General features: G+C 71.9%; 12 protein-coding genes. 5 read left to right on the forward strand and 7 right to left on the reverse strand.

The window, feature by feature from the left end:
* Positions 1-71: 71 nt before the first annotated feature.
* From JOD48_RS09805 to JOD48_RS09835, 7 genes are all read right to left on the reverse strand, one after another.
* Positions 72-701 carry a LysE family transporter gene (locus tag JOD48_RS09805; protein WP_191791278.1) on the reverse strand — a complete coding sequence of 210 codons (630 nt, stop codon included), beginning with the start codon at positions 699-701 and terminating at the stop codon, positions 72-74.
* A 203-nt stretch (positions 702-904) separates the two neighbouring features.
* On the reverse strand, positions 905-1,540 hold the full coding sequence (locus JOD48_RS09810) for a hypothetical protein (RefSeq protein ID WP_191791277.1): 636 nt from the start codon (positions 1,538-1,540) through the stop codon (positions 905-907).
* 34 nt (positions 1,541-1,574) lie between these two features.
* Positions 1,575-2,711: a DUF6545 domain-containing protein gene (locus JOD48_RS09815; protein ID WP_191791276.1), complete on the reverse strand. Its 1,137-nt coding sequence runs from the start codon at positions 2,709-2,711 to the stop codon at positions 1,575-1,577.
* Positions 2,708-3,124 carry an ImmA/IrrE family metallo-endopeptidase gene (locus JOD48_RS09820; protein WP_191791275.1) on the reverse strand — a complete coding sequence of 139 codons (417 nt, stop codon included), beginning with the start codon at positions 3,122-3,124 and terminating at the stop codon, positions 2,708-2,710. The genes JOD48_RS09815 and JOD48_RS09820 overlap by 4 nt, the downstream gene beginning before the upstream one ends.
* Positions 3,121-3,558 carry an XRE family transcriptional regulator gene (locus JOD48_RS09825; RefSeq protein WP_191791274.1) on the reverse strand — a complete coding sequence of 146 codons (438 nt, stop codon included), beginning with the start codon at positions 3,556-3,558 and terminating at the stop codon, positions 3,121-3,123. The genes JOD48_RS09820 and JOD48_RS09825 overlap by 4 nt, the downstream gene beginning before the upstream one ends.
* A 380-nt stretch (positions 3,559-3,938) precedes the next feature.
* Complete coding sequence (nrdI, locus tag JOD48_RS09830) at positions 3,939-4,460, reverse strand: class Ib ribonucleoside-diphosphate reductase assembly flavoprotein NrdI (RefSeq protein ID WP_191791273.1); 522 nt, start codon at positions 4,458-4,460, stop codon at positions 3,939-3,941.
* 156 nt (positions 4,461-4,616) lie between these two features.
* Positions 4,617-6,278: an FAD-dependent oxidoreductase gene (locus JOD48_RS09835; RefSeq protein WP_204808792.1), complete on the reverse strand. Its 1,662-nt coding sequence runs from the start codon at positions 6,276-6,278 to the stop codon at positions 4,617-4,619.
* A 116-nt stretch (positions 6,279-6,394) separates the two neighbouring features.
* Between JOD48_RS09835 and JOD48_RS09840 the strand changes: the two genes are divergently transcribed.
* From JOD48_RS09840 to JOD48_RS09860, 5 genes are all read left to right on the forward strand, one after another.
* Complete coding sequence (locus JOD48_RS09840; protein ID WP_204808794.1) at positions 6,395-7,090, forward strand: TetR/AcrR family transcriptional regulator; 696 nt, start codon at positions 6,395-6,397, stop codon at positions 7,088-7,090.
* Between the two features lie 440 nt (positions 7,091-7,530).
* On the forward strand, positions 7,531-8,178 hold the full coding sequence (locus JOD48_RS09845) for a hypothetical protein (RefSeq protein ID WP_204808797.1): 648 nt from the start codon (positions 7,531-7,533) through the stop codon (positions 8,176-8,178).
* Positions 8,179-8,289: 111 nt separating this feature from the next.
* Positions 8,290-10,683 carry a glycoside hydrolase family 3 C-terminal domain-containing protein gene (locus tag JOD48_RS09850; RefSeq protein ID WP_204808798.1) on the forward strand — a complete coding sequence of 798 codons (2,394 nt, stop codon included), beginning with the start codon at positions 8,290-8,292 and terminating at the stop codon, positions 10,681-10,683.
* A 45-nt stretch (positions 10,684-10,728) separates the two neighbouring features.
* Positions 10,729-11,430 (forward strand): GtrA family protein, encoded by a 702-nt coding sequence (locus JOD48_RS09855; protein ID WP_239527831.1) that lies wholly within the window; start codon positions 10,729-10,731, stop codon positions 11,428-11,430.
* An 11-nt stretch (positions 11,431-11,441) separates the two neighbouring features.
* Complete coding sequence (locus JOD48_RS09860; RefSeq protein ID WP_204806813.1) at positions 11,442-12,470, forward strand: glycosyltransferase family 2 protein; 1,029 nt, start codon at positions 11,442-11,444, stop codon at positions 12,468-12,470.
* The last annotated feature ends 255 nt before the right edge of the window (positions 12,471-12,725 follow it).

The following is a 12,725-nucleotide window of genomic DNA, read 5'->3' on the forward strand; positions in this document are numbered from 1 at the left end:
GCGGCGCTCGCCCTGGGCGGTCGGGCGGTACGCCCGGTGCGGACCGGCGCGCGCTGGCGGCTCACGAACCGTCAGGCCCCGAGCGCGAGGTGCACCGCGAGGCCGAGGATCACGAGCCCGCCGACGGCCGCGGTGACCCGTTGGCCCGTGTCGTCGGTCAGCGCGCGTCCGAGCACCGCGCCGCCGCCCGCGACGACCAGCTGCCAGCTCGCGGAGGCGAGGAACGCCGCGGCGACGAACACGGCGCGCTCGGGCCCGGTCGCGTCGGGACCGAGAGCCCCGCCCGCGACGAGCACGGCGAAGTAGACGACGGTCGCCGGGTTGACGAGCGTCAGCCCGAGCAGCGTCGCGTAGGCGCGCACGGGAGTGGTGTCGCTGGTCGCCGGGCGGGGCGTGGCGCCGTCGGGCACGACGCGCTGGAGAGCCGGGCGGACCGTGCGCCACGCGAGGAGCACGAGGACCGCGACCGACGCCCACGTGAGCGGCGTGCGGATCGACGCGACGAACGGCGCGACGACCGCGCCCGCGACCACGGCGATCGTCGCGTAGACGCCGTCCGCGGTCGCCGTGCCCAGGCCCGCCGCCGCGCCCACGGTGAAACGCGTGCGCGCCGTGAGCGTCACGAGGTAGACCGCGATGGCGCCGACGGGGATCGCGATCGCGTACCCGGCGACGAGGCCCGCGACGAGCGCGGCCGTCATCGGTCCGGGTGAGGTCGCCGCGACGGGAGGCCCTGCTGTCGCCGGGCAGGTCGCGCGGGAGCGGCGTGCGGGCGGTGAGCGGGCGTCGTCGGCATGGATCGAGGATCACCCCTGAGGGCCGGGCCGTCAAGCGTCCTTCGGTGCCTCCCCCTCCTCCTGCCCGACGGCGCCGCTCGCCCCCGGGTGAAGGGACGGGTCGGTCGTCAGCCGACGAGCAGGGCCGCTGCGACCGCGCCCACCAGCATGCCGAGCACGAGTCCCGTGACGACCTCCGCGCGGGAGTGGTCGCGCACGCCGAGCCGGGCGAGGCCCACGACCGCTGCGACGACCAGCAGGCCGGCCGTGAGCCACCACGACAGCGCGGTCGCCACGCCCGCCGCCACGGAGAAGACGCCCGTGTGCACCGACGCCCGCACGACCGGGGTCACGAGGGCGAGCGCGACGACCCCCGCGAGGTACGCCGTGAGGAGCTGGATCAGCAGAGCAGGCGCCCCGGTGGCGTGCAGCACGAGGATCGCGGTGACCTCGATGACGATCAGCCCGGCGAAGACGACCAGGCGCTGGGCGCGGGGACGCACGTGTCGCGACTCGAGGACCCGCAGGCGGGCCAGGCCGTGGACGAACAGGTAGGGCAGCCCGCCGCACAGGAGCACGGCGAGGGCGACGTGGCGGAGGCCCGAGACGCCGGGGGAGGCGTACAGCGCGGTCGCGAGCACGAGCGCGGCGACCGTGTAGCCGGGGGCGAGCACCTCGGTCACGAGGACGGCCCAGCGGGGGACGCGCGCCGTGGCGTCCGAGGCCTGCTCGGCCGACGGCGCGGTGGGGACGGGGTGGGGCATGGCTCTCCGGTGTGCGGGCGGTGTGCAGTCGCGGTCAGTGGTGGTCGTCGCGCTCGTTGCTCCGCGGGAGCGGCGAGCCCTCTCGCCCGTCGTACCCGAGCACGGACACGAGGACGCTCTCGCGCCGCTCGCTGGTCTGCTCCCGGAACGCTCGGCCGAGGTCTCGCAGCGCGTCGTCGTCGGTGACCCAGTCGCTCCAGTCGGCGGGGACAGGTGGGCGTTCGTCCATCCCCCGGCGGGTCGCGGCGACGTCGATCTGCAGGGCGCGCAGGACGGGCTCGGGAGCCTCGCCGACGAGGGAGCGGACCCGCGCCGCGTCCTGCGGCTCGGAGTACCGGGCGAGGGTCGCGAGCGCGTCCATGATCTCGATCGTGCGGTGGTACTCCGCGACCTCCGGCCGGACGGCGGGCAGCCGGGACTCGGCGACCGTGTCGACGAGGTGGGCGTGCAGCGCGCTGAGGTCCGCGCGCCGACGGCGCCGGGTCCGGGCGGCCGTGAGCAGGTGTCCCATGATCCCGATCGTGAGCAGGACGCTCGACGTCGCGATGAGGTACCGGGTGCGGATGCCCAGGACGCGGAACTGCTCGACGCCGTCGGGTTCCTGCAGGACGATGTTGACGGCGCTGAGCAGCGCCCACAGGACGCCGACGAACGCTCCGGCCGCGGCCAGGTCCATGCCCCACCGGCCACCGCGCGGTCGCTCGCCCCGGGCCCGGAGGGTCGAGACGCCGAACGTGGCCGTGGCCCACAGGAACGCGCCGTAGTAGGCGGCCCAGTAGAGGGCCATCCATGGCTTGCCCGCGGTCTGGAAGTCGAAGTCCCGTCGTTCCCACGGCCCGTTGAGGACGAAGACCACGACGAGCACGCTCACGACGCCGACCACGCCCGTGACGACGAAGCGGGGACGAGGACGCCGGCCCTGGGTCCCCTGGACCCAGGCCGCGATGCACAGGCAGCCGGCGACGAGCAGCGCGTGCTTGGCGAGCTCGTGCAGCCCGGCGGGGGCGCTGGTCAGCACGAAGGACTCCACGGCGTCGATCCGCAGCGCGGACGCGGCAGCCACGAGGCCCAGGCCCCAGGTGAGCGCGCGGTCGCCGTCGAGGTGTGACCGGTGCCGCAGGGCGGTCCACACCGCGGCCCCGGCGAAGAGCAGGAAGGCGAGGTAGGTCACCGGTAGCGCTCCATGCCGGCGAGCCGGTGGGCGACACCACCCGTCGCCTCGATCGACATCATGAGCTCGCTCGCGAGGGACTCGGCACGGTGCTCGACGGGGTCCTCGTAGCGGTTGCGCCGCTGCGGGCCGGGGGGCGGGGCCGTGGGGTCCTCGCACGCGTCGAGGATGTGGACGAGCTCGTGGGCGATGATGTGCCGGCGGTGGCGCGCGGACAGGGCGGCCTCGGAGCTGACGAGGATCTTCTCGCCGTCCGGCAGGCTGAGCCACATCCCCGAGACGCCTTCGCCGAGCGGGCCGTCGACGACGTCGACGGGGCGCCCGCGCCGGGTCGCGACGATCGCGCGCGCCTCGTCGATGCTGCGTGCGCGGTCGAGGCCGGCGTCGGTGAGCCAGGCGCGATGGTCGGTCACGGTTCGTCGTCGGGGTCGACCGCCGGCAGGGACTGCATGCGTCGCATCTGGTCGAGGAGCTGGGTCACCGCGCGGACGTTCTCCGCCGAGAGCCCTTCGGCGCGCATCGCGAAGGCCTCGACACCGTGGTCGGTGAGGGCGAGGCGCAGCTCCTTCTTGGGGTCTTCCCCGGTGTCGAGCAGGTCCTTGGGCTCGACACCGAAGTACGCCGCGAGGCCCTCGATGATGCGCAGCGAGGGCGAGGTCCGGTGGCCACCGCGCAGCGCGCTCAGGTAGGCCTCCTTCACGGCGTAGCCGTGCTCGGTCATCCAGGTCGCGACCTCGCGGTTGGTCGCGCCGCGTCCGGCGCGCTGCCTGTTCGCGAACAGCTCGTTCAGCCGGTGCTGGAACGCGCGGCTGAGCCGCTCGCCCGGGGGTGTCTCCTGTGTCGTCACGAGTCGATTGTCCCAGGAGCAGCGGTGTGGTGGTAGCGGGTGGGACCAGGTGGGCTCGACGGTGGGACGTGGCGTCGAACCGTCCGGTGGAAGGCCGGCGTCGAGGCGGTGGGCGGGAGCCCGCTCGTGACGGCATCGTGCGGCCCCTGCGCACGTGTGGTGCAGTTCACATGAGAGCTCTCTCATCTACGGGAACTTCGCCTCCCGCGTCGCAGTGCTCTCAGTAGAGTACGGATGTCGCGCTCGTGACGGTCGAGGCCTTGGGGGTCGTGCGTCCCGTCCGAGTGCGACCGCCCGGCGCCTCCGGGGGAGCAGGGGGTCCCCGGAAGGCGCCGGTGCCGTGCTGCCCCGCGGCCTTCCCCCGGTCGGACCGCTCCCGGCTAGGCCTGTGCAGCCGCCTCGCGCCTCGCGTGCTCGACGCCGAGCGCCCTGTCCAGGTCGTCGAGGACGCGCCGCGCCTCCTCGACGTCCCACGTCGTCCCCTGCAGCTCGAACTCGAAGAGCACGGGGCGCCCCGAGGTCCGGGCGATCTGACGGCACGCGGCCTGGTAGTGCTCGCCGAAGTTCCTGTTGCCCGACCCCATGACCCCCACCAGACGGCGCCGTGTGAGCGGGCTCGCGAGGAAGCGGCGCACCGGTTCGGGGATGGTGTCGTTGTCGACGTTCCCCGTCTTGTACGACGGCGTGAGCAGCACCCAGGGCCCGTCCGGGACGGAGCGGCGGACCTCGCGGTCACCCAGGTCGAGGACCTCGCGGCCCAGGCGGTGCGCGAACGAGCGCACCATGCCCGACGCCGACGAGTAGAAGTAGACGACGGTGCGTACCGGGCTCCCCGTGGCGCCGAGGTCCCCGGGTGAGCCCGCAGCGAGAGGAGCGTGATCGGGACGGTCGGCGTCGGGCATGGGTGTGGCACTCCTCAGGGGGTGGGGGACCCTCCAGTCCACACCTGCCCCGCCCTGCTCGCCAGGGCACAAGGTCCCGTCCCGAGCGCCGGGGTGCGCGTCCGGACAGGGGCGCCGGTGTGCTCCCGCGGGGAGGCGGAAGCACACCGTCCCTCGTCAGGGTGCTGCCGTCACGACCGCGCGCGACGCGGCGTGGCGTGCACCGAGATAGCCGAACACGACGGCCGGCCCGATCGTCGAGCCAGGACCCGGGTAGGTACGGCCCATGACCGCGGCGGTCGAGTTGCCCGCGGCGTAGAGCCCTGGGACGGGCGTGAGGTCCTCGCGCAGGACCGCGCCGTGCTCGTCGGTGAGGAGCCCGCCCTTGGTCCCGAGGTCACCCGGGACGATCCTCACGGCCGTGAACGGTCCCTTCTCGATCGCGCCGAGGTTCGGGTTGGGCCTGACGCCGGGGTCGCCGTAGTAGCGGTCGTACAGCGAGTCGCCCCGGTGGAAGTCCTCGTCGACGCCCGAGCGCGCGAATCCGTTGAAACGCTCGACGGTCGCGGTGAGGTGCGCGGGTTCCATGTGGAGCAGCCGGGCGAGGTCCTCGAGCGTGTCGGCGACGACGAGCGTCCCGGCCTTCTCGAGCTTCTTGGTGCCTGACGGTGCGATCGTGAACAGGTACCTCCGGCGCGCCCGGGAGTCCAGGACGAGCCAGGACGGGACCGCAGGCGCGGTGCGGTCGCGCTCGAGCATCGCGTGCCCGAAGTCGATGTAGCTCGCCGACTCGTTGGTGTATCGCCGACCTTGCTGGTCCACCACGATGCTGTACGGCATGCTGCGCTCGCTCAGCACGAAGCCGTTCATCCCGCTGTCGTTGGCGACCCCGGCCCCCCACCACGCGTCGTCCATGAGGGCCAGCGCCCCGCCGACCGCCGCCCCTGCTTCGATCCCGGTGCCGAGGTCGCCGTCCGCGGCCGCGCTCCACCCCGGGACCCCGTGGTACTTCTCGCGCCACTCGGTGCGGTGCGCGAAGCCGCCGGCCGCGACGACCACTCCTCCCCGGGTCCGGACCGTCCGCTGCCCCGTCGGTCCGCCGAGCACCGCCCCGACGACCGCGTCCTCCTCGACCACGAGCTCGACGAGAGGGGTGCTCAGCAGGACGGGAGTGCCCTGGGTGCGGACGACCTGCATGAGCGAGCACACGAGCGCCGCGCCGATGCCCGCGGGACGCTGCCCGCGCACCAGGGAGCCGAGCGTGCGACCCACGAAGCGCGCACCGCGGACGAAGCCCCCCGGCGACGACCATGCCCGGGCGAGGAGCCAGACGTCGTCGGTCCGGAGGGGGAGCGGCATCCCGCCGTCGGTCATGCGGGAGTACTTGATCCACGTGCCGAGCCGACGGGTGTCGAAGGCCTGGGCCTCGATGCTGCGTCCGACCATCCCGCCGGGCTGCTCCGGGTAGTAGTCGGGGTAGTCGGTCGCGCGGACCCAACGGACGCCGTGCTTCTCGAGGCTCGTGACGACCTCAGGCACTGCCTCCACGAAGGCCCGCTTGCGCGCGGGCGACGTGGCGGGGCCCGCGTCCTCGACGACCGCGTCGAGGTACGTCAGCGCCTTCTCGACCGAGTCCTCGACGCCGTCGCGCGCCATGAGCGGGTTGGCCGGCATCCACAGCCCGCCTCCGCTGCGCATCGTCGTACCGCCCCAACGGTCCGTGCCCTCGACCAGAAGGACCTTCGCGCCGGCGTCGGAGGCGGCGACCGCCGCCGAGAGCCCTGCCGCACCGGTCCCGACCACCAGGACATCGACCTCGTCGTCCCACGACCGCTCCATCGCGGCCTCCTCTCACGCGCAGCCTTCGCGCTTCGACAGAACCGGAGGATGATCCTCCGTATCGTGAATGTAGCGGGCGCTACGCTGCTGCGGAAGAGGCCGACCGAGGGGGAACGATGTCCGAGCCAGTCCTGCGCGCCGACGCGCAGCGCAACCGCGACCAGGTCGTCGCGGCGGCCACGTCCTTGTTCCTCGAGGTCGGCCCCGACGTCGCCCTCGAGACCGTGGCTCGCGAGGCCGGAGTCGGCATCGGCACGCTCTACCGCCGTTTCCCCGACCGGGAGGCACTTCTGCGCGCCGTCCTGCAGGACGCCCTCGAGGGTCTCCTGACCGACATGCGCTCGGCACGCGACGGTGAACCCACGGCCTGGGCAGCGCTCGTCGGTGCGCTCGGCTGGTCGCACCGGCTGCGCGTCGTCCTCACCTTGACGGGCTCGCTGACGGGCCCGCTGACGGGCCCGACGACCGGCCCGACGACGACGACCGGCCCGACGACGACGGCCGCCCCGACGACGGCCGGGTCCGCCGACCGTGCGCACGACGCGGGTCTCGTGCACGTCCGCGACGAGCTCGTCGACCTCGTCGACGAGCTCGTGGGTGCCGCCCAGCGCGAGGGGAGCCTGCGCTCGGACGTCGCGACCGGAGACGTGATCCTGCTCATGGCGGCCGTCAGCCGGGGGCTGCCGCGCGGGACGGCCAGCGCGGCGAACGCCTACACCCGGGCTCACGCACTCGTCCTCGACGCGCTGCGCGCCCCCGCGGCGACGCGGCTGCCCGGAGAACCTACGCGGGTCGGCGACCTCCCGATCTAGCCGGCCCCCGCGGTCGTCGCCCCGCTGCTCGTTCGCCGACGGCCGACGCGCGACGGCGCGGGCAGGCCGGGCGACAGGTTGTGCGTCAGAACCGACAGGTTATGCAAACCGACGGCCCGCCCCGTCGGGTGTGCGCTGTGATGAGTTCGTTATCAACCGACCAGCGGCACCAACGTCGCTGGCCACCTGGACGTCGCAGCCCTCCGCGGAGGTGGGTACTGACTCCGACGTCGCCCGAGTCCGCCCGGTCGACGGCGTAGGCGGGGCGATCCCACCACGCGGCAGCTCGTGGACAGTCGAAGGAGACACACCAGTGGACCCACGCACGCATCCCGCCCCTCCCGGGGCCGACGCCGTGTCCAGCGACCACTCCCCGGCGAACCCCGGGGCGAGCCCCCGGCTCGCGCGGACGCGGGCCCGAGGACACCGGGGAGGCGACCGTGCGCTCGTTCTGGGCTGATCTCTCCGAGCGTCGGCCCACGGTCGCGCAGTTCATCATGTTCTCGCTCCTGAGCACAGGGATGACGGTGCTCCAGCTGGCGCTCATGCCGTTGTTCAAGGGGATCTTCAACCTGACGCCCCTCGTGGACCAGACGTTCCAGGCGCTCGCCGTGAGCACGAACACGGACGGCTCGCCGTTCTACCTCTTCGACTACGCGGCGGGTGCCCTTCCCGGCGGCGGCGGGGGACTGGCGTACTTCCTCGCGGTGCAGGTCACGCTGCTCATCGCCCAGGTCATCAACTTCTTCCTCCAGCGCAACGTCACGTTCAAGTCGGACACGAACATCTGGCGTGCTGCCGCCTGGTACTTCGTCGCCTACGTGGTGATCACCTTCGCGGCCGCAGCGCTGCAGGGCTTCTACAAGGAACCGATCTACCAGTGGATGGTCGAGCGCTGGGGCAGCACCGGGGAGGTCGGGGCGGACCTCGTCACGATGATCATCAACGCGCTGATCTCGGTCGTCGTGTACTTCCCGATCCTCAAGATCATCTTCAGGCAGATGCCCGGGACCGACGGGGGTGCGGGTGCCGGGCCGGCCGACGTCGCCGTCGCGCCGACCGAGCCCCTCGCCGAGGCGGCGCGCTAGACCGCGACACCTGGCCTCAGAGCAACGCAGCCCGTCGTACCGGTCGGGCGTGCAGAACCACACCAGTGCACCCATGAGAGACGACCTCCGTGGGGGAACGGAAGCAGAACCATGACGGAAGAACTGACCACGCTCGAGAAGGCCGCACTCCTCAGCGGGGAGAGCGTCTGGGAGACGCGGGCGGTACCTCGGCACGGCATCCGGACGTTGTGGCTGTCCGACGGTCCGCACGGCATCCGCAAGCAGACGGGCTCGGCCGACCACCTCGGCCTGGGTGCGTCGCAGCCCGCGACCTGCTTCCCGACGGCGGCCACGGTCGCGAACAGCTGGGACCCCGAGCTGGCGCTGTCGGTCGGGGAGGCGCTCGGCGCCGAGGCCGCGCACCAGGGTGTGGACGTCCTGCTCGGCCCTGGTCTCAACGTCAAGCGCAGCCCGCTGTGCGGGCGCAACTTCGAGTACTTCTCCGAGGACCCGCTCCTGTCCGGGCGTCTCGCTGCCGGCTACGTGCGGGGCATCCAGTCGCGGGGCGTCGCGGCCTGCCCCAAGCACTTCGCGGCGAACAGCCAGGAGCTGCGCCGCATGACGAGCGACTCCGTCGTGGACGAGCGGACGCTGCGTGAGATCTACCTGACCGGCTTCGAGGTCGTGGTCCGTGAGTCCTCGCCCTTCTCGATCATGTCGAGCTACAACCTGATCAACGGCACGTACGCCAACGAGAACCCGTTCCTGCTCCAGCAGGTGCTGCGGGACGAGTGGGGCTTCGACGGTGCGGTCGTGACGGACTGGGGCGGCGGCAACGACGCGGTCGAGGCGGTCCGCCGCGGCGGGACGCTCGAGATGCCCTCGCCGGGCCTGGACTCGGCGGCGCAGATCGTCGCCGCCGTCGAGTGCGGCGACCTGGACGTGGCCGACCTCGACGCGCGCGTCGAGGAGATGAAGGTCCTCGGGAGCCGGATCGGCGGGGCGGGACGTGAGGTCGACCTCGACGCGCACCACGAGCTGGCGCGCACCGTCGCCGAGCAGAGCGCGGTGCTGCTGCGCAACGAGGACCACCTCCTGCCGTTGGCGTCGGGGACCCGGGTCGCGGTCGTCGGAGACTTCGCCGGGACGCCCCGGTACCAGGGCGCCGGCTCCTCGGTCGTCAACCCGACCCGGCTCACGACGGCCCTGGACGCCCTGAGCGCCTCGGACCTGCAGGTCGTGGCGACCGCGCAGGGCTTCACGCGCGGCGGGTCCTCGGACCCCGCGCTCGTCGCGGAGGCCGTCGACGCGGCGCGCGCGGCGGACGTGGTGCTGCTGTACCTGGGCCTGGACGAGATCAGCGAGTCGGAGGGGCAGGACCGGAGCCACCTGCGGCTGCCGCAGAGCCAGGTCGAGCTGCTGGCGCGGCTCTCCTCGGTCACGAGCCGGATCGTGGTCGTCCTGAGCGCCGGGTCCGTCGTGGAGGTGCCCTGGCTGTCGCAGTGCGGCGCCCTGGTCCACGGCTACCTGGGCGGTCAGGGCGGCGCAGAGGCAGTGGTGCGCGTCCTCACGGGGGCCGTGAACCCGTCGGGCCGTCTCGCGGAGACGTACCCCGTCCGGCTCGAGGACGTCCCCAACGTGCGGTACTACCCGGGCGAAGGGGTCGACGCCGAGTACCGCGAGGGGCCCTACGTGGGCTACCGCTACTACTCGACGGTCGGCGTCCCGGTCACGTTCCCCTTCGGGTTCGGGCTGAGCTACACGACGTTCGACTACGCCGACCTCGCGGTCGACGCCGACGGCGTGACGTTCACCCTGACCAACACGGGTGACGTCGCGGGGGCCGAGGTCGCCCAGCTCTACGTCGGGCGTCAGGACGCCGACGGCGTGCACCGTCCCGTGCGCGAGCTCAAGGGCTTCGCGAAGGTGCACCTCGCGCCGGGCGAGTCCCGACGTGTGCGCATCGACTTCGACCGGTTCACGTTCCGGCACTTCTCGACGACGTCGGGCACCTGGGAGACCGAGGGGGGGGCCTGGACGCTCGCCGTGGCCTCCGACGTGGAGACCGTTCTCCTGGAGGCCGATCACGTCGTCGCGGGCACTGCCGCGAGCGCGGTCCCGGCGTTGCCCGAGGAGTACCGGACCGGCCGCGTGACCGACGTGTCCGACGAGGCGTTCGCCGCGCTCCTGGGCCGTCCGCTCGCCCTGCGAGGCCGAGGGACCGGGCCGCTCGGCGTCAACAGCCCGTTGTCGGACATGGAGCACGCACGGAGCCCGCTGGCCCGGCTCGCCTACCGCGAGCTCGCCCGACGGATCGCGCGGGCCGAGGCCAAGGGCACCCCGGACCTGAACCTCCTGTTCCTGCGCGGCATGCCGTTCAGGGCGATCGCGAAGATGACGAACGGCGCGATGAGCATGGACATGGCCGAGGGCCTGCTCACGATCGTCAACGGCCACTTCTTCCGCGGGTCGGGGGCCCTGGTCTCAGGGTTCTTCCGCAACCGTCGGGCGACCCGTCGGATGCGGGCCGAGCTCGCGCGCTGACGCGCTCGTCCGGTTCGTTCCTTTTCCCGTGAGAGTGAGTGTGTGATGTTCGGTCGGATTGGTCAGGCGTGGTCGGGGTTTGCTGAGCGGCGTCCGGGGGCGGCGCAGTTCGTGTTGTTCTTCTTGTTGAGCAATGGGGTGACGGTGCTGCAGCTGGCGTTGATGCCGGCGTTCAAGGCGGTGTTCGGGGCGACGGGGTTGGTGGACACGGGGTTTCAGGTGTTGCCGGTGGGGTCGAATCCGGATGGGTCGTCGTTCTTCGTGTTCGACTATGCGGCGGGGGCGTTGCCTGAGGGTGGGGGTGGGTTGGCGTACTTCTTGGCGGTGCAGGTGACGTTGTTGATCGCGCAGGTGATCAACTTCTTCGCTCAGCGCAACGTGACGTTCAAGTCGAACACCTCGATCTGGCGGGCGGCGTTCTGGTACGTGGTGGCGTACGTGGTGATCACGTTCGCGGCGGCGGCGTTGCAGGGCCTGTACAAGGCGCCGATCTACGAGCTGTTGATCGACACGTGGGGGTTGGGCAAGACGGGTGAGACCGCGGCCGACATGGTCACGATGATCATCAACAGTGCCCTATCGTTCTGGGTGTTCTTCCCGATCTTCAAGATCATCTTCAAGCGTGACCCCGAGGACCAGGCGCCAGAGCCGGGCGAGGTGGCTGGCCCTGCTCAGGTGGCGGGTGTGCCGGTGGCCGGGGGTGCGGGGGAGTCCTCGTCGTCGGCCCGTGCGGGCCAGGAAGTCTGAAGAGTGCGCTGATGTCCAAGCTGTTGACGATCGTGGTGCCGTGCTACAACTCTGCGGCGTACATGCACCGCAGCATCGACTCGCTGCTGGCCGGGGGCCAGCGGGTGGAGGTCTTGATCGTGGACGACGGGTCGTGGGACGCCACGGCCCAGATCGCGGACCGGTACGCCGCCGCCCACCCGGGGGTGGTGCGCGTGATCCATCAGCCCAACGGGGGTCACGGGGCCGCGATCAACACGGGCCTGGCCCACGCGCGCGGGCGGTTCATCAAGATCGTGGACTCCGACGACTGGCTCGAGGCCGACGCCTACGCCAAGGTCCTGGACCTGCTGGACTCCTTCGTCACCCAGGACACCGGCATCGACATGCTGGTCAGCAACTTCGTGTACGAGAAGGTCGACAAGCGCAACAAGACCGCCGTGCGCTACACCAACGCCCTACCCCAGGACCGGGTCCTGGGCTGGGACCAGGTCGGGCGCCTGCGCAAGAACCAGTACATCCTCATGCACTCCCTGATCTACCGCACCGACCTGCTGCGCGAGGCCGGCCTGGTCCTGCCCGAGCACACCTTCTACGTCGACAACCTCTACGCCTACGCACCCCTGCCCGCGGTCCGACGCCTGTACTACCTGAACGTCGACCTGTACCGGTACTACATCGGGCGCGCGGACCAGTCCGTCAACGAGACCGTGATGATCTCGCGCGTGGACCAACAGCTACGCATCAACCGCACCATGATGGAACACCTGTCCGCAGCCCGCGCGAACCCCACCACGCCCCGCGCCCTCAAGCGCTACATGCTGCACTACCTCGACATCGTGTCCCTGGTCTCCTCGATGCTCCTGGTCCGCGCCGGCACCCGCGAGTCACTACGCAAGAAGGACGAGTTCTGGGCCCACGTGCGCGCCTACGACCCCGCCCTGTACCGCCGACTACGCCGCACCACCCTGCACCAGATCTCCAACCTGCCCGGCAGACCCGGACGCCACCTGTCCGTCCTGGCCTACAAAGCCGCCCAACGCGTCATCGGCTTCAACTGACTCTCCCCACCAAGGGCCCGACACCACCACGGTGCCGGGCCCTTCACCCTGCGCGCCCTGCGCGCCCTGCGCGCCCTGCGCGCCCTGCGCGCCGACAGCACCGCCATCGGGCGAAGGAGCCCGCTCCGGCGACAGGTTGTGCACTGAAATCGACAGGTTGTGCAGAACGGTCCGGGGGCCGTCGGGAACCGCGCTGTGATGAGTCCGCTGGGCTCCGCTGATGGGACACCGCGTGTGCCATGCGCAGCGCAGCGT

It is taken from the genome of Oerskovia paurometabola, from assembly GCF_016907365.1.
Taxonomy (GTDB): domain Bacteria; phylum Actinomycetota; class Actinomycetes; order Actinomycetales; family Cellulomonadaceae; genus Oerskovia; species Oerskovia paurometabola.